Origin of the sequence: Marinobacter maritimus (assembly GCF_007671675.1) — a bacterium.
In the GTDB taxonomy this organism is placed as follows: domain Bacteria; phylum Pseudomonadota; class Gammaproteobacteria; order Pseudomonadales; family Oleiphilaceae; genus Marinobacter; species Marinobacter maritimus.
The window spans coordinates 1,274,552-1,292,537 of sequence record NZ_VCGW01000001.1; the positions used below are offsets into that span (position 1 = coordinate 1,274,552).

The 17,986-nt window shown below is 52.3% G+C and carries 15 protein-coding genes; 5 read left to right on the top strand and 10 right to left on the bottom strand.

The window, feature by feature from the left end; genetic code table 11:
• Positions 1 to 39: 39 nt before the first annotated feature.
• On the bottom strand, positions 40 to 1,383 hold the full coding sequence (locus FFI90_RS05830) for an ATP-binding protein (protein WP_144776933.1): 1,344 nt from the start codon (positions 1,381 to 1,383) through the stop codon (positions 40 to 42).
• Positions 1,373 to 2,038 carry a response regulator gene (locus FFI90_RS05835; protein WP_144776934.1) on the bottom strand — a complete coding sequence of 222 codons (666 nt, stop codon included), beginning with the start codon at positions 2,036 to 2,038 and terminating at the stop codon, positions 1,373 to 1,375. Before FFI90_RS05835 ends, FFI90_RS05830 begins: the two co-directional genes overlap by 11 nt.
• A gap of 167 nt (positions 2,039 to 2,205) precedes the next feature.
• On the opposite strand from FFI90_RS05835, the gene FFI90_RS05840 reads away from it, so the two are divergent.
• The 3 genes from FFI90_RS05840 to FFI90_RS05850 are packed head-to-tail and all read left to right on the top strand — an operon-like array spanning position 2,206 to position 5,327.
• Positions 2,206 to 2,592, top strand: a complete 387-nt coding sequence (locus tag FFI90_RS05840; protein WP_144776935.1) for a PepSY domain-containing protein — start codon at positions 2,206 to 2,208, stop codon at positions 2,590 to 2,592.
• 17 nt (positions 2,593 to 2,609) lie between these two features.
• A complete protein-coding gene (locus FFI90_RS05845; protein WP_144776936.1) occupies positions 2,610 to 3,083 on the top strand; it encodes a DUF2271 domain-containing protein in 474 nt (157 codons plus the stop codon).
• A gap of 18 nt (positions 3,084 to 3,101) precedes the next feature.
• Positions 3,102 to 5,327: a PepSY domain-containing protein gene (locus FFI90_RS05850; protein ID WP_144776937.1), complete on the top strand. Its 2,226-nt coding sequence runs from the start codon at positions 3,102 to 3,104 to the stop codon at positions 5,325 to 5,327.
• Between the two features lie 62 nt (positions 5,328 to 5,389).
• Here the strand turns inward: FFI90_RS05850 and FFI90_RS05855 are convergent, their stop codons facing one another.
• The 6 genes from FFI90_RS05855 to FFI90_RS05880 form a co-directional block, all read right to left on the bottom strand.
• Positions 5,390 to 5,878: a hypothetical protein gene (locus tag FFI90_RS05855; RefSeq protein WP_144776938.1), complete on the bottom strand. Its 489-nt coding sequence runs from the start codon at positions 5,876 to 5,878 to the stop codon at positions 5,390 to 5,392.
• Positions 5,879 to 6,002: 124 nt separating this feature from the next.
• On the bottom strand, positions 6,003 to 7,331 hold the full coding sequence (locus FFI90_RS05860) for an ATP-binding protein (protein WP_144776939.1): 1,329 nt from the start codon (positions 7,329 to 7,331) through the stop codon (positions 6,003 to 6,005).
• Positions 7,328 to 7,993: a response regulator gene (locus tag FFI90_RS05865; RefSeq protein WP_144776940.1), complete on the bottom strand. Its 666-nt coding sequence runs from the start codon at positions 7,991 to 7,993 to the stop codon at positions 7,328 to 7,330. The genes FFI90_RS05860 and FFI90_RS05865 overlap by 4 nt, the downstream gene beginning before the upstream one ends.
• Positions 7,994 to 8,093: 100 nt before the next feature.
• Positions 8,094 to 11,216, bottom strand: coding sequence for an efflux RND transporter permease subunit (locus tag FFI90_RS05870; RefSeq protein ID WP_144776941.1), 3,123 nt, complete (start codon positions 11,214 to 11,216; stop codon positions 8,094 to 8,096).
• A complete protein-coding gene (locus FFI90_RS05875; protein WP_144776942.1) occupies positions 11,216 to 12,499 on the bottom strand; it encodes an efflux RND transporter periplasmic adaptor subunit in 1,284 nt (427 codons plus the stop codon). The genes FFI90_RS05870 and FFI90_RS05875 overlap by 1 nt, the downstream gene beginning before the upstream one ends.
• Before the next feature lie 5 nt (positions 12,500 to 12,504).
• A complete protein-coding gene (locus FFI90_RS05880; RefSeq protein WP_144776943.1) occupies positions 12,505 to 13,824 on the bottom strand; it encodes a TolC family protein in 1,320 nt (439 codons plus the stop codon).
• A gap of 219 nt (positions 13,825 to 14,043) precedes the next feature.
• On the opposite strand from FFI90_RS05880, the gene FFI90_RS05885 reads away from it, so the two are divergent.
• Together FFI90_RS05885 and FFI90_RS05890 are read left to right on the top strand one after the other, a co-directional pair.
• Entirely contained in the window at positions 14,044 to 14,376 is a 333-nt protein-coding gene (locus FFI90_RS05885; RefSeq protein WP_144776944.1) for a hypothetical protein, read from the top strand.
• Between the two features lie 139 nt (positions 14,377 to 14,515).
• Complete coding sequence (locus FFI90_RS05890) at positions 14,516 to 14,725, top strand: hypothetical protein (protein ID WP_144776945.1); 210 nt, start codon at positions 14,516 to 14,518, stop codon at positions 14,723 to 14,725.
• A 404-nt stretch (positions 14,726 to 15,129) separates the two neighbouring features.
• Here the strand turns inward: FFI90_RS05890 and FFI90_RS05895 are convergent, their stop codons facing one another.
• Together FFI90_RS05895 and FFI90_RS05900 are read right to left on the bottom strand one after the other, a co-directional pair.
• A complete protein-coding gene (locus tag FFI90_RS05895) occupies positions 15,130 to 16,488 on the bottom strand; it encodes a hypothetical protein (RefSeq protein WP_144776946.1) in 1,359 nt (452 codons plus the stop codon).
• A gap of 86 nt (positions 16,489 to 16,574) precedes the next feature.
• Positions 16,575 to 17,969, bottom strand: coding sequence for a hypothetical protein (locus tag FFI90_RS05900; RefSeq protein WP_144776947.1), 1,395 nt, complete (start codon positions 17,967 to 17,969; stop codon positions 16,575 to 16,577).
• Positions 17,970 to 17,986: the final 17 nt, after the last annotated feature.

Genomic DNA, 17,986 nt, shown 5'->3' on the forward strand with positions numbered 1-17,986 from the left:
GGCCCGCAGACGCAGCCAGTGTCTGTACCAGAGTCCACCTTATGCGCGTCGATCTGTGTGGTCCACGACAACATTTACTTCTGCTTCGAAGCCGTCACTCTGACCTGAGGCTGGTGAGCGGAGGTTCAGGGAAGTGCCCGCGCCGCTGGCAATGGCTTCCACAATGGCAAGTCCGATGCCAGAGCCCAGAGTTTGTGTATCGGAGCGGACAAAACGGTTGCGCAACACGACGAGCTTATCTGGCGGTACAATCTCACCTGCGTTGATCACTCGTAAGCTGCCCTCACCTGTAAGACTTATATTGACTGGTCGGCTGGCAGCGCCGTGTCTGAGTGCATTTTCTATCAGGTTTCTTGCCAGGATGGCAAAGGCATCGGGATCGAGTAACGACATTACGCTGTCGTCAGGCAATTCCAGCTTGAGGCGACCGGGCGCCCTACGCTCGTAATCATTGGCGATCATTTGCAGTATGGGCACAAGGTTGTTGCAGGTTTCTGACAGCGCGCTGCCACCCTCAGCCTTTGCCAGTTCGAGTAGCTTCTCCGATAACCTGGACAGGGTGCGAAGAGATTCTTCGATTTCACCGGCTCGCGTTTTAACTCTGGCGTCATCCGTTTCCGTCTTCAACCGCTGAAGTTTTGCCAGCGCTGTCGCCAGTGGGGTTCGCAATTCATGGGCACTGTTAGCGGTAAAGCTTCGCTCTGCTTCAAGCGCTCTGCGTAAACGCTCCAGCAAGCGATTGACCGACACCATGATAGGCTCAAACTCTTCTGGCAGACGGTTCACGGCTACGGGAGAAAGGTCACCACCACCACGGGCTTCTATCGATTGCTGCAATAGAACGACCTGACGAAGTGACCGCTTTATCACCCACCACACCCCGATCAGGCTGATCGGAATCAGCACTATGAGTGGAATGAGCAGTGCGAGACTCGTTTCCAGAACGGCTTCGCGACGATGGGCGATAGGTTCGGCAACCTCAATGTACAGGGTATTGCTGATGGCTCCCTCCCCGTATATCCGGTGAGTTGGCGTTTCGGAGAATCCTTGTCGGGGCTTGGCTCCGAAAACTCCGGGATCTGCGCCGTGGGATTGCAAAAACAGCTTGCCTGATGCGTCGCGAACCAGATAGGTCAGATACTCGTCGTGCTCCTTCAGGGCCAATGCGCGCTGATTGCCTGTGTCATTTTCCCTGTTCAGAATATCGGTCACCGCCAATGGCAGAATACGCTGCGCGGTTTCCTCCAGGGCGCTGTCAAAAACTTCATTCATTTCGTGCCGGGCGACCACGCCTGACGCTATGACACCCAGGAGCCAGAGCAAGGTCACGCCGAGGGTGAGCCAAGTACCCAGGGTTTTCTGTAAGCTGGTTTTAGTGATCATAAGAGTTTAACCGGTAACCCATACCTCTAACCGTCACTATGGCATCGCGCCCCAGTTTCTTACGCAAACGGCTGATGTAGACTTCGATGGTGTTGCTCTCAATTTCGGCCCCGAATTCGTAAAGCCGGTCTTCAAGTTGTGAACGGGACAGCAGTATTCCCGGGCGCTGCAAAAACCCTTCAAACAGCGCCCACTCCCGTGCAGTGAGCTCAACCGGTTGGCCATTGAGGCTGATTCGGTGATCACCAAGATCCACTAAAAGATCTCCGATATGAACCAGGGGGTTCGGGTTGCCACGATAGCGTCGCGCCACGGCGGCCACCCGGGCGGACAGTTCTGATAAATCAAAGGGTTTCACAAGATAATCGTCAGCACCGGCATTCAGCCCTGCAATGCGGTCTGACACCTGATCCCTGGCGGTCAGAATAATCACGGGTGTTGCATCACCGCGGGCCCGCAGTTTTTTCAGAAAATCAAAACCGTGTCCGTCTGGCAACATCAAATCGAGCAAAATCAGATTATAAGTGGTGGTTTTCACGCTAGTATCCGCAAAAGCGAGGCTCTGCACCCAGTCCACGGCATGGCCATCCTCGCTGATCTGATCCCGCACCGCCTCACCCAGCCCGGTTGTATCCTCAACCAACAGTACCCGCATGTTTCACCTTTTGCCTGATCACGATCAGAAGATACTACAGCCGCCACCTGACAACAGCCTGAACCGCTCAACTACCTAATGGCCATCCTCGTATTTGGCCGCCCGTTCAGGCCAGTGTCAGGTAAGAACTTTAGGGTTGTTTAAACCGATTGAACGGGAGATATGCCATGAACATCAAACCCATTGTTATCAGCCTTTCGTTACTGCTGGTGGGCGGCAGCGCCTTTGCTGACGATGATTGCGATGATCCGGTTGCCGGATGGCAGCCACGCGAAAACCTCCGGAAACAGTTGGAAGCCGAAGGGTGGACAGTGTTCCGCATCAAGGTGGACGACGGTTGTTACGAGGTTAAAGGAAGGGATCCAAATGGAGATCGCGTGGAAGCTGAGTACTCTCCAGCGACCTTTGAGCTGATGGAAATCGAGCGGGAGGATGACGACGATGACGATGACGACCATCGTGGCAAATCGCGGAACGACAGCGAGCCGACCAACGCAGAGCGGGTTCCGCGCAAGGGCATCGTCAAAGGCCGTCCCAGCGTGACTGTTGAGTAACTAAAGGAGATCACATCATGAAAAAGTTTCTGTTTGCTCTGGGGCTTACGACTGCAATGGCATTGCCGGCTTACGCACAGGCCCGGGAAGTCACCTTTACCACGCAACTGAGTGATTATGGTGGTGACGGGGCTTACCTTGCGCTCTACCTCACCGATGACGATGGCAAATACCATGGGACTCTCTGGATTGCCGGTGAGAAGAGTAAATATTACAAACACCTGCGCGACTGGGCCCGGGGCAGTGGTCTGAGCCAGGCTGAATACGATGGACTTACCGGTGCCAGTGTGACCAGTGGACGCACCCTGAAAGTGACTCTGGAACTTGAAGACGCATTGATTGATTCGGGCTACCAGGTTCGTGTTGATACCTCAGTTGAAGATATGCGTGACAACCGTGCGGATGTGGTGGCGCCTCTGACCACTGAAGGCTCTGGAAAGACGGTTTCTGGCCGTGGCTATGTCCACTCCTTTGTCTATACCCTCAAGTAATTGACAGGAGCCGGATTTATGTTGCGCAAGCTCCATGGTTTACCCGGATTGGTCGCCGCATTGTTTTTGGTGGTGCTGGCGACCTCCGGAGTTGTTCTTTCCGTAGTGCCGGCACTTGAGCGCTCGGCCGCGATTGTCCCAACTGCCGGTGAACTGAGCGTGGCTGATCTGGCTGAGCGCGTAGTGGCCCAATATCCGGGCACGGAACAGATCGAACGTTCTCTCTCTGGCGAAGTCGTCGTTTATTACAATCGTGATGGCCAGCCAGGTGCCGACTTGGTTAACCCCCTGACGGGTGAAGGCATTGCCCCCTACCAGCCATCGGCATTTTTGCGCTGGGTAAAGAACCTGCACCGATCTTTTCTTATGGATGATGTCGGCCGAATGCTGGCTGGAGTGTTGGCGGCACTGATGGTATTGATCTGTCTGTCCGGAACGTTTCTGCTGGCTCGACGCCTGGGGGGCTGGAAGGCAATGTTGCGGCCTATTGCCGGTTCCGGTAGCCCGCGGATTCACGCCGAGCTGGCACGATTTGCCGTAATTGGCTTGTTGCTGTCGGCGCTGACCGGCAGCTATATGTCTGCGGTAAGGTTTGGCCTTTTACCAGAGGCCGCCAATACGGAGCCATCGTTTCCGGCGCAGGTCTCAGGCGGCACGCGGGCACCGGCAGACTCTTTGAACGCGCTAAAGAATGTGGATATCAATGAGCTGCGTGAGCTGGTGTTCCCCTATCCGGATGACTCCGCTGACGTCTATTCCCTGAGCACCACCGCGGGTTCCGGGTTCGTTGATCAATCAACCGGTGAACTGCTGCAGTACCAGCCACGCTCTGACGGCAGCCAGTTTCATCACTGGATGATCCGGCTGCATACGGGTGAAGGCTTGTGGTGGTTAGGTCTGATTCTTGGGATAGTCGCGCTGACAGTGCCGGTGCTGTCGTTTACCGGGCTACGAATCTGGTGGCAGCGGCGCTCATCATCCATACGTCTGGATGAAAGCGCCAGCATCGAAGCAGCTGATGCCGTGATTCTGGTGGGCTCAGAAGGCAATACCACCTGGGGTTTTGCCAAAGACCTCCAGAACAAACTCAATCAGGCAGGTAAGAAAGTGCTCTGCGCACCCATGAATGACCTGGCGGAGCATTACCCGAAGGCCTCTGTGCTTTTCGTTCTGACATCAACCTTTGGTGACGGTGACGCGCCCTCCTCCGCCAGTCACTTCATGACTCGGCTTGAACAGTTTAAGGCGGATGACGGATTGAAGTATGTGGTTCTCGGGTTTGGCGACCAACAGTTCCCGAAATTCTGCCAATATGCGCTGGATGTGGATGTGGCCCTTGGCAGCAAAGGCCTGCAGCAAATGCATCCCGTTAGGCAAATTAATCGTGGTTCCACACTGGAGTTTCGGGAATGGGGCGAGGTGATTGGCGAGCACATGGGCATTGCGCTGGCACTGACTCATAATCCCGCGCCTGCCGTTACATCGGAGTTCGAGCTTGTTGAGCGTGTGGACTACGGCGTTGCTGTGAATGCGCCTACCAGCATATTGCGCTTCAAGCCGGTACAAAGTGACAGAAACCTGTGGCAGAGACTGTCCTTTCGAAACCGGCAACACCTACCGGATTTTGAGGCTGGCGACCTGCTCGGGGTTGCGCCCCCCGGAGATCAAGCCGCACGGTTTTATTCGCTGGCGTCCTCTTCGTCGGACGGCCAGCTGGAAATCTGTGTCCGAAAACAGACTAATGGCCTTTGTTCAGGGTATCTGCACAGCCTCAAACCGGGAGATCGGATTAACGGATTTGTGCAGCATAACCCCGGCTTTCGCCCAGCAGGAGGAACTACACCCACTATTCTGGTTGGGGCGGGTGCGGGCATCGGACCACTTGCCGGCTTCATCCGAAAAAATACGGAACGCAACCCCATGTACCTGTACTGGGGCGGCCGTAATCCGCAATCGGATTTTCTCTATAAGCCAGAGCTTGGCCGTTATCTGGCCGACCAGCGGCTTACCGGGCTGAATACCGCGTTTTCACGATCAGCAGAGAAAACCTATGTTCAGGATGCCATCGTTGCTGATGAAGCCTCATTGCGACAACTGATTGAGGTAGGTGCACAGATATTGGTGTGCGGGGGCCGGGATATGGCCGCAGGTGTAAAACAGGTATTCGATGCGATTCTCGAACCGTTGAGCATGAATGTTGATGCGTTGAGAGCAGAGGGTCGTTATCTGGAGGATGTTTACTGACCGGTGAGGCGAATTACCTGGTACACCAGACCCTCTATTGGGCTGGTGTACCAAGCTGATTATCAATGCTCAATCGGGCTGAAATCAGGATCATCAAAATACGTAACGTAACTTTCAATTGCGCCCATGACTTTCACCACGCCATCTCGCGCATTGGCCTTGCTTTCCATTGCGGTTGAACCTTCCATCAATTCGGCAATAATCAGATGGAGTTGGGCGTCAGCCTCAGGCTCAAGCTTGCAGTTCTCGACCATGTAGTTGACTTCATTGTTTATTTTCTTGGCCAATGCGGCATATTTTTCCTCTGCCAGTTCGCCAGAATGGATGGCCCCTATATCTTTAAGCATGGCGCTTCCAATGTTGTTCATGGCACGACTAAGCGGTGCATCAACAGCCCATTTGCTACCGTTATCAAGCCTCAGCTCCATCGAACCATGGCCGTCATGCTCGTGTTCGTTATTCGCCGGTGCAGCCATCGTATTGACAGCTGCCAGGCTGAGCACCATGCCAGTGATGGTTGCAAACGTCGAAAGTCCGGATTTGATGTTCATGAAATTCTCCTTTGAGGTCACCGTTTGTTCGGCTGGAAAGGAGTATCTCAAACCTACCTTAATTTCCGCTTAAGGAAGCCGGTTACAGCCAATATAAACTCGTAATTTGAAAGATCGACCGTTGTTATACTGACACTGCGCCAAAACGCACGATTACAACCAGACCCTCTCCGGCATCACTATCGTCAAACGTTAACGAAGCTCCATGCAACTTCGTTATACGCTCTACAATCGAAAGTCCCAGTCCACTGCCGTCCTCACCACTGCCAAGCAAGCGATAAAACCGCGCCGCCACCACATTTCGCTCTTCCTCCGGGATTCCTGGGCCGGTATCAACAACCTGAAGCAATACTTCATTACCGGTGCGCTTAATTCGAACATCCACTTGCCCACCAGCAGGCGTGTAACGGACGGCATTATCAACGAGGTTACGCATAAGAATCGCAAGCATGGCTGCATCGCCAAGTACCAACCCATCATCATCTGCCTCAAATCCCAGGTCCACACCCTTACGCATCGCCACCGGTGCATGCAAAGCGACACATTCATTCACCACTGCATAAAGTTTGATTGGTTGTTGGTCAACTGATGTCTGTTCCGGATCAAGGCGCGAAAGCACAAGCAATTGCTCAATCAGATGAGCGGCGCGATCTGTGCCATGGATTATCCTGTTCAGCGCATGCTCCAATTGTTCCGAATCGCGCGCAGCAAGTGCCACCTGTGCTTGGGTCTTTATGGCTGCTAACGGTGTGCGCAATTCATGAGCCGCATCGCCCGTGAAGCGTCGTTCGTACTCAAGTGACACTTGCAGGCGGGCGAAAAGAGCATTGAGCGCATCCTGCAATGGCATAACTTCACGGGGGGTACCAGAGAGATCAAGTGGTTCAAGCTTGTCCGGTTCACGCTGCTTTACCTCACGAGTAAAACGGGATAAAGGCGCTAGCCCGGCACCAACTGATAACCAAATCAGTATGCCCAGCGCTGGTACAGCAAAATACAGGGGATGCAGCAGGTGGCTCGCAACGCTTTCGGCCAGTGCATCGCGTAATTCATAGCGCTCAGCTACGCGCACATTAAGACGACCGGCCTTGTCCCATTGGCTATAAATACGGTAGTGAACACCCTTGAGAGTGGTGCTCTCAAAACCCTCACGCTGTGTGCCCAAGCGTTCTTTTGGAGCCGTACTCGAGTCGAGCAGTAAAGAACCGTCATGCTGCCAGACCTGCAGCATGGTGCCGGTATAGTCACGAATTTGTTGTGGGTTCGCACTGACATTTTCTGCGTTGTCGAGGTGCTCTGAGATCTGCTCAGCCGCTTTTACCAGCCGGGCGTCAAGTGTGGCGCCGATTTCACGACGGGCATCCAGGTAGGTGAAGAACGCCGTCGCAATCCAGGCGAGCAGTACGGATACCGCAAGAATTGTAAAAAGACGCCACCGTAGCGATGATCTCACTGTGTGGCTTTCTCAATCATGTACCCGACACCACGGATAGTACGGATCAGCTGTGGAGAAAGCTTTCGGCGCAGATGATGTATAAAGACTTCGATCGTATTGCTCTCGATCTCCTCTCCCCAGCCGTAAAGCTGTTCTTCAATGTGTGTCTTTGACATGACTCGTCCGGCATTGAGCAATAATGTGTGCAAAATCGTGAATTCACGTGCAGAAAGATCAACCGGGTTTCCAGACCAATACACCGAATGACTGGTTGAATCGACCTGGAGTTCTCCGTGGTTGATGACGGGTTCGGCATATCCCTTGGAGCGGCGGAGTAATGCCCGCAGTCGTGCCTGTAATTCAGTAAGATCGAAAGGCTTTACCAGGTAATCGTCGGCACCGGCATCCAGGCCGGCCACCCGGTCTTCCACGGCATCACGAGCGGTCAGAATCAGAATCGGTAGGGTTTGTCCGCTGGCGCGGGCCCGCCTCAAAAGCTCCGTGCCGGACAGGCTCGGAAGACCAAGATCAAGCACAACAGCATCGTAGTTGCCTTTAGCGAGCGCAGTATGAGCCTGCTGTCCATCCAATACCCAGTCAACAGCCAAGCCCGACTGGGCAATGCCCGCAGCAATTCCGTCACCGAGTAACTTGTCGTCTTCAACGAGTAGAATTTTCATGGCTGACCTTCATGCTGGATGATGCAGAGCGCCGTCAAACCTGATTCGAAAAGTACAAGAGCTCGTGATTGATTGCGAGCCCTTGTACTTTTATGAAATTTTAGTTGGACAACGCGCTCCGCCTCCACAGATAAAACAATACCGGAATCACCAACAGCGCCAAAATGACGGCAGTGATCATGCCCCCCACCATAGGCGTTGCAATACGTGCCATCACCTCAGAACCTGTTCCGGTGCCAACCATAATCGGAACCAGACCACCGATGATCGCTGCCGCAGTCATCATCACAGGTCGTACTCGCATACCGGCGCCGTGCAGTACCGCATGGCGAAGCGTTTCGCGCCTCGGCGTCAGGCCTTTCTTCTCACAAGTTTCAAGCATTGTCTGGTAAGACTGATTGAGATACACCAGCATGATGACACCAATCTCTACGGCGACACCGGCCAGTGCAATGAATCCAACGCCCACCGCAACCGAGAAGTTATAACCCAACAGATACATCAGCCAAACAGCCCCGATCATTGCGAACGGGAGCGTGCCCATGATGATGCCCACTTCCGTAAAGTTTCTGAAGTTCAGAAACAGCAGGATGATGATAATCGCCAGTGTTAAGGGAACCACGTAGGTCAGCTTTTCTTTAGCGCGGAGCATGTATTCGTATTGGCCCGACCAGGCGATGGAGTAACCCGCTGGCAGATCCAGTTCTGCTTGCACCGTCGACATCGCCTGTTCCACATATGTGCCCACGTCGACACCTTCTATATCCACAAAGGACCAACCGTTAAGACGAGCGTTCTCACTTTTGATCGCCGGCGGCCCGTCTTCTATTCGGATATCGGCAACATCAGCCAGCGCAATCCTCTGGCCCGAGGCCGTCACGATAGGAAGTTGTTCCAGCTTTTCGGGCGAATCCCGGTAGTCTTCCGGGTAACGCAGGTTAATGGGGTAACGCTCAAGGCCTTCAATGGTTCTGGAGACATTGATCCCACCGATCGCAGAGGCAACCACTTGCTGTACGTCCGCGATATTCAGGCCATAACGTGCAGCACGTTCGCGATTGATATCCACTTTAATGTATCGACCACCCGCTACGCGCTCTGAATAAACCGAAGCCGTGCCGGGCACGTCTGCCAGAATTTCCTCAAGGCGTTTTCCGACATTCTGTATGGTAGCCAGATCCGGGCCCGCGATTTTGATGCCTACGGGTGTCTTGATGCCCGTCGCCAGCATGTCGATGCGGGTGATGATGGGCATTACCCAGGCATTGGTCACACCAGGAAAACGAATCAGTGTGTTGAGTTCCTGTTTGAGCTTGTCTGTGGTCATGCCCTCACGCCACTGATCTCGAGGTTTGAGCTGAATGAAGGTTTCAATCATGGTCAAAGGTGCAGGGTCTGTCGCCGTATCCGCGCGCCCTACTTTGCCGAATACAGTTTCCACTTCCGGTACCGTCGCAATCAGTTTGTCCGTTTGCTGGAGTAACTGACGGGCTTTGCCGATTGAGATTCCCGGGTAGGTCGTGGGCATGTACATCAAGTCCCCTTCGTCCAGCGGGGGTATGAATTCACTACCGATTTTGGTTGCAGGCCACAGGCCTATAGCCAATACCAGTATTGCAGCCAACACTGTCGACACGGGAAACCTGAGCACCAGCTTCAACACCGGCATATAGGCACTGACCAGCAGACGGTTTACGGGATTCTTATGTTCGGGTAACACTTTACCCCGAATAAAGTAGCCCATCAGTACCGGAACCAGCGTCACCGCAAGCGCGGCACTGGCTGCCATAGCGTAGGTTTTAGTGAACGCCAGTGGCGCAAACATTCGCCCTTCCTGTGCCTCAAGCGCAAACACCGGTACAAAGCTAACGGTAATGATCAACAGTGAGAAAAACAGTGCCGGGCCAACTTCCGAGGCAGACTTGGCAACAATCTCCCATCGATTCTCAGAGGTGAGTGGCGTTCGCTCCATATGCTTGTGCATATTCTCTATCATCACAATGGCCCCATCGATCATGGCGCCGATAGCAATCGCGATACCGCCCAGAGACATAATGTTGGCATTGATGCCTTGCCAGTACATGACGATAACCGCCGTCAGAATACCCACCGGCAAGCTGAGGATTGCCACCAGCGAAGAGCGAACGTGGAACAGAAAGACGATACAGACCAGGCCGACCACCAGAAACTCTTCCAGTAGCTTGAACCAGAGATTATTGACGGCTCGCTCAATCAGGCCCGAGCGATCGTAAACCGTGACCACTTCAACGCCATCAGGCAGGCTCGATTGCAGTTCGCCCAGCTTGGCCTTAACACCATTGATGGTTTCCTGAGCATTTTCGCCAAAGCGCATCACCACGATGCCACCGACGGTTTCTCCTTCCCCGTTAAGCTCGGCAACACCACGCCTCATCTGTGGCCCGACTTCCACACTGGCCACATCCTGGAGCAAAACCGGCGTGCCGTTCACATCCAGACCAAGCGGAATCACCATCAGGTCTTCCCGGGATTGAATGTAGCCGGAGGTACGAACCATGTATTCCGCCTCCGCCATTTCGATGACCGACGCCCCGACTTCCTGATTCCCTTGCTTGATTGCCGTCTGGATAAGAGACAGCGGAATTCCCAGCGCTCGGAGTTTTTCCGGGCTCACCTTGACCTGATATTGCCTAACCATACCGCCAAGCGCAGCAACCTCTGAAACACCGGGCACGGTTTGCAGTTCGTACTTCAGAAACCAGTCCTGGAGACTGCGCAACTGACTCAGGTCGTTTTGCCCTGTCCGATCAACCAGCGCATAAAGATAAACCCAGCCAACACCGGTAGCGTCCGGGCCCAACTGCGGCCGTGCGGAATCAGGCAGGTTGGGTGCCACTTGGGACAGATACTCCAGAACTCTGGAGCGAGCCCAATACATATCGGTATCTTCATCGAAAATGACGTAAACGTAGGAGTCCCCAAAAAACGAATAGCCACGCACGGTTTCCGCACCGGGAACCGAGAGCATGGCGGTCGTCAGCGGATAGGTGACCTGGTCTTCTACTACTTGTGGGGCTTGTCCCGGAAAGCTTGTTTTAATTATGACTTGCACATCGGACAGATCCGGAAGTGCATCGACCGGGGTTTTACTGAGTGAGTACAGCCCCAGCCCTGTTATTAATAAACTCGCCAGCAGCACCAGAAAGCGGTTTCGAATGGACCAATAGATAATCGACTGAATCATCAGTTGGCCCCCTCATGGTCCATATTGCCGTGGTTCATATTGCCGTGGTCCATCGAATCAGCTGGCATGGCCGACATACGCAGAAAATCCGAGGTCTTGCTGGACTCGGAATCAATCAGGAACTGGGCGGATGTAACCACCGTATCGCCCGACATCACACCCTCAAGGATTTCAGCGTACTGCTCACCAACACGACCGACCTTCACAGTGACGGATTTGAACGCGCCGCCATCCAATGCCAGCACCAGTCGATCACTCAGACCGGTTCGAATAACCGATTCGCGAGGCACCAGAAGCTGTCGGTCTGTTCGGGCTCCTTTAATATTCAGCTCTGCGAACATGCCTGGCAACAAGGTGCCATCGGTGTTGTCAAAACGCATTCTCACCCGGGCTGTTCGGGTCTTGGGATTAACCTCCGGGTACACATAATCCACCTTCCCGGTCCATCGACGCCCGGGCAAATAGTCCAGCGTCATTACCACGCGGTTATCGGATGCCACTGCGGACAACTGGCGTTCAAATACCTCGCCAATAACCCAAACTTCATCCAGTGCTGCGACGGAGAGAACTCGATCCCCCGGCTTGATAAACATACCTTCGCGTACATTGAGGTTATCGATAACACCAGAGGTGGGCGCATACACTGTTAACGTGCGCTGCAATTTCCGGGTTTTCGTGATTTGGCGGATCAAGCTTGCCGGCACATTGAGCGCCGCCAGACGCTCCTTGGCGGCATTGACCAAACGCTCATTGCCCCGGTTTAACGCCAAGATCAATTCATCCTGGGCGTTGACCAGCGTGGGCGAATAGAGTGTGTAGAGTGGCTTGCCTTTCTCCACCGGTTCGCCCTCCGCCTTCACATAGAGCTTCTCGATCCAACCCTCGACCCGAGGATGAACATGAGCCATATCGTCTTCACTATATTGAACGTACCCCACCGTCGTTATGTCATTCGGTAGCCGGCCCTGGGTAACCGGGCCAGTCCTCACGCCCAGGTTATTAACCACACTCGGAGAAATTCGAACGGTTCCAGGGGCGTCTTTACCCGATCCGCTATCGGCATAGACCGGAATCAGGTCCATCCCCATGGGTGATTTACCCGGTTTGTCACTCTTGAAATTCGGGTCCATGGGCGCTACCCAATGCAGGGGTTCTTTACTTGGATTGCTGGTGGACTCAACCACAGCAGCTTCTGGGACGTCAGAGACGAGCCAATAAGTCGCTGCCACTCCGGCCACGCCGCCTAACAACAAAAAGCCCAATGGGCGCATAACATTTGCCATGATTGTTAATCCTGGGAATTTTTCAGTGAAAACGAGGAGGAGCCAGAAGGACCAGCGGTGAGATAGCGGAAGGTCGCAAGGTTTTTTGCACGTTCAGCCGTCATCTGTATAAAATCAACTTGTGCGTTGAGTTCCGCGATGCGCGCACGTACGGCTTCGGCAAAATCGCCATCATCGTTGTTGTAAGCTGAGAGTGCTGCATTGGCCTGCTCCGCTGTTTGCGGAAGCAGCGTCTGCTCATAAAGCCTGATGCGGTCGTCGAGCCGACTAATTCGGGCGGCCGCCGCACGAGCTTCGGCTTTAATTCGCCGAACTTGCAGCATCCGATCAGACTTCGCCGCTTCCACGCGCGCGATTGCCGCGCTCACAGTGCGGTCCTGGCGATTGCCAGTGAAGATAGGCAGGTCAAACCCGATCCCGATCGAAAAGAGATCCGCCCGATCCTGCCCGTTCGGAGCTTGATCCCGGTAGCCATACTGCGCGGACACTGTCCATTCCGGCTTGTAAGCCTGGCGCGCCAGCTCAACATCGACAGACCCGGCTTCAATCAACTGGTCTGTGGCGCGAATTGAAGAGTGAGTGATCACGGAGTTATCACTGACATCAAGCGCTGGGCTCGGAAGCCGGGCTAACAGATTCGGGGGGATACGCTCGCTTACCTGCAAACGGAAGGTGTCAGTACCAACCCACTCCCCCAACTCTTCCTGGGCTGTTTCCATCTGGGAATGAAGCGCCGTTAAGCGGTCATCAAGACGTGTCAACTCAAGAGACGCACGGATGATATCCTGCTGCCGTGAACCGTTCATCGTTGAGGTGTACCCGGCTTCCGCAACGTCCGCCAACTGTTCAAAAAGCCCTCGATTGCTTTCAATCAATCGAACACTCTCTTGGGCTTTCCACAGCTCAAGCCACAGGTAAGTTACCGACCTGACAACCAATTCCTGTCGATTCTCCCACTGAAACGACTGGGATTCCGCGAGCTCTTTCTTTTTGTCGCGGGCAAGATACCGACTATTACCACGAGGAAATTTCTGGCTTAGACCAATAGTAGCTTGGGTCATGCCCTCTTGACCGGTATTGAAGGTATCCGTGGGAAGGTTTGCGGCTCCCAGTGTAATTCGTGGGTCCGGTAAAGCGCCTGCAGCAACAGACTCATCGAGTAGCGCGTTCTGCAATTGGATGCTTTGGGCTGACCAGGGATCTCCTCGAATCGCCGTATCAATCGCGTCTTTAAGGGCGAGTCTTGGTTCAGCAGAAACACCAAGACTCGTTAACAGCAAGGCACCTATTAGAACTGGCTTATATATACGAAGAAAATTACTCAAGTTGTATTCTCCAATGACTTTACGCACAGAGAAGAATCTTAGAATCATTATCTGAACTCAAACTGAAATTCCAAAACCTGTTATGTTTTTTTGATCTGAATCAATAATGCTTAATCACTGATAAATATCAAAAAAATTTATTTATTTTTTTTGCTTATTTCAGGGTGAATTCAGGAAGTGATGATTAAATGAATCCATCAACCAACCAGGAGGTACGATATGAAAAAGTCGATTGTATTCTTAGCCGCAGTTACGTTATCCACCGCAGTTGTTGCTGGCAATATGCCAAATGAAAGCCGAAGCGGAAATCACGAGCATGGCGACATGAAATCAATGCAAGAAAACATGAGTTCAATGCATAATAGCATGAACAAAGATACCACCCAGACGGATATCCTTAAAAATAAGGAGATGCAGCGTCTTCATGAAGAGATGAAGCTCAACGGCTTATCCGAGCAGGGTATGGAAGCTCGACGAATGATGATAGGAACGGAAGCAGGAGAAGCATATCATAAAGCAGTGGATCAGGATCGCAAAAACACTGCAGGATAGATTAATTTGAAAACGCTAAAGGCGCACTGGCGAAACTTCGCGCCAAAGATGCCTTTAGCAATGCGGAGCACAATTTATAAATCTGAAACTAATCTGAATTACTATTATATTTTATATAATTAAGAGTAAGGAGTAACAAATGAATAAATTTATTATCGCAGCAGCAATAGCGTCTTTGCTCTCTACTACGGCGCATGCCAATTCTGGCTTAGCAGATCGTATTAACGAAGCGCGAAGTTATCCGAACAAAACAGCCGAAAATACATCAGATGCAAGAACACTAAACAGTCGACATATACAGATGCATATGGAAATGAGCAAGGCTAAACTAAAGGATCATCAGCATTAAAGGTGACCAATGTAAAGCCATCAAAAGATCACGTGTTAAAACTCAATGACCATTGATACCACAAGATATTTGCTAGCCACGCCATGAAGAGCGTGGCTGGCTACCGGGGCCATCAGAGGTTCTGAGTAAGCCTCAAAAACCAACGCTAAAACAGCGACCTTCATTCAGGAAAGATGCTTAGCTGGCTTAGTTCAAATAACTCTATCCGAAAACGGGGCTCCGACTGGCTCGTATCCTTATCCGCTATTACCTGCAATCATGCACCCACACAGCCTGTTTATCAATATCCATCATATGCTGGCCCTTCCGAATAGAACGACTGAAACAGCGGGCATCCAGGCACGCTGCCTGGATTCCTAAAATAAGCAAAGCAACTTTATGTAACTATTTTGAGAGGAAAATAACTAGTATATGTATATGTGGCTTGCGCCCTGACTGCCATCTTCCTCATTAGTCAAAGCGACAAAAGCCGACTTATCTCCAATTCTCACGCGGGTAAAATCGATCAAAAAAGAATCAACTTCGCGAATTGGGGTAATCGAAAACCCGGTGCTCGGTGAACTGTTCTCCCAACTTGCGCTGACGATTACATCCGACCCCGAAGCCGATGATAACCCCGCAAAAGCCGACCTGCGCTTTCTCATAAACGTTATGATTTTTCTTCCTTCAACAACAACTTGCCGAGGAATGGCAAGGTATTTTTCGTTGACGGAATACGCGTAATCGGGAGAGCTAATAATTTTCCTGTCCATTAATCGTTTGGCGACCTTGGGCGAAGAAACTTTCCCTAATTCGAGCCTGGCGACAGAATCCCGACCCGACGTCTGTAATTCAAGATAACTTTCAGCAACATTTATCCACTCAGAGTCGCTGACGGGGAAGATTGAAAAGATCTCTCGATCAGCAGGGAGCGATGAAACCTCTTCACCAACGCTGATTCTTCCACTCTTCAGGGAGGCAGCCATTAGTTTTCCGATGTCTCCATTTAGCAATTCATATCGCTGAGCATACAGCTCATTATCAATAAATCGTATGGCAACATCTTCTTTCTTTTCAGATTCCTCCCCCAGGCCCTTCTCGGAGATCTCGAAAAGTTGAGAGTAGATCTTCGTGTACTGACCCTTACCAGAGATATCCCGATCCTGTCCCCAAACGACCGCAACTTCCAGGTTCTGGTCTGAGTCTGACTGGCCAATAGAAAGGTAAATCGCTTTTGAGTCTTTGATGCCCGACTGCAATTCATCAATTATGTGTATGTTATCGGCCTTAAGTGAACCTAGCACCAATTTTGTATCAGAGAGAAAAATCAGTCGACCGTCCTCACGCGCCGACGTAGACAGCGCCGCAACCCTCTTTGGCTTAAAATCTAACGGTAGGGGCAGAATCCTTTGTGGAAAGGTGCTGGTATCGGTGAGTGGCGTCGCGTGGCCAGCCCGATCAACCAGGGTTGAAAACAAGTATCTTTGGGAGTCAACGGATTTTATGGAGATCGCGAGTTTATCCTGCACTTCAAGGACTTCCAGAACAAGCCCCTCATCGGAAAACCCGGAATGATCGAAATTAACATCAAACCCCTTAACACTAAGGCGTCCTAACAACGCCAGGAATTCTGTATCCCTATCCAGATCAGGGACATTTGAAACGACATTAATGGTCTTTTCCCCAGTCCATTCCGACAATGAATCCAGAGGTAGATTATAGCTCTCGGCGAAGGCATTCGGCAGCGTGAGCAAGAAGGCAACGAACACAAGAACTCGTTTCACAATATGCCCCTTTAAAAGCGAAATGAGGCCCCCGCAGTGGAAGGCCTCAATAGTTTTTCATTAAATAGACTATATTTCTCTAGATTTTAGTAGTTCCAGTTGAGCTCAAGCATCGCAACATACGCTGCATCATCTGCACCGGTCGCGTCTTCAACACCCTTACCCGGCAGGAAGCTGGAAAGTACAAGCCGTGGAGCAAAATACTCATTAGCCTGGTACTTTACCGCCAAATCCAACTCAGTACCCGCGAAACTGTCCACGGATCCACTGGCTGTGCTGAGTGATTCAAGTCCCCCGGTTTTGTGGAACCACATCGGAAAAACCTGTGCTTGGTAGGACAGTTTCGGTGAGATTGACGAAAGGTTGCCGGAGCTGCCAAACGACAGCATGATCTGCCCCGGATTGTTACCAGTACCGGCGTTGGAGATCGCGCCATAACCGGCACCACCAGGGCCGGCTCCATCAAGTGCCAGGCCGAAGAGCAATGAATTTATCGCCGCGTTTGAGCCAGGGCCCCAGCCCATGAACTGACCGTCAATACCGATCAAAGGCGAGAATCGGCCGATATCGGTTATCCCCAGCCAACCTTCAACATCGTCATCAGTTGGATCGTCGTCACCACTCGCAACCCGGAGTGCAATGAAGGGGTTGAACGCGTCATTAACCGGGTATTCGAAGCTCGCATAAGCAGCGTACGCACTGATGTCATCGCCGGTATTGTCGACCACTGTTCCATTCTCAAGCGTGGAAGACCCGCCATCGAAGCTCCCCGTAACACCCAGTAATTCGGCACGGACTTTCACAGCGCCAATGTTCCCGATGTACTCGACACCAAAATACGTTGCCTTGGCGTCTCGCTGCTGATTGTCACTGTAGGTCAGGATGGGCGAAACACGGCTACCATTTCCAAGGTCGATGTCAAATTTCGACGCATAAACATCCCAGTCCAGCTCACCATTGGCTGTATTCGCTGTTGGTCGATTGAGATCGACTGAGTTTGAGATCAACCCATCGTTGATTGGCATCCAGTAAACGTCGTAGTTACCCCACGATGTCTTACCGGTGGCGCCAAACAGAGGATGGTCGTCGCCGTACAGAAGGCCACCGGAGGCCAAGTCCAGATTCTTGAAGGTCCAGCCGCCCTGAAGGGTGAAGGCCGGGTCAAAGGTGTAGGTAAAGAAGGCCTGCTCCAGACCAAATCGCTCTCCACGGTTTGCGCGGTCAACGGAATTGGCGTCTAGTGCAAAGTCATTTTCAAGGAGCAGCTTCCCGGTCCAGTTTTCACCGGATGCCATGACGCCAAGCCTGACTTCCGCCCTGACATGCTCATCGCCGACCTGAACTGCACCTGCGGATGTGCCTGTAGCGCCATCATCAATACTGCTGTCCAAATCGAAGTTCGAAAAGTAAGTCGGCTGAAACTTGCCTTGAGTGAATATATCCAGCTTCACGCCCGACGCTGTGGGAATTTCTAAAGCCATGGCTACAGGAACTCCGC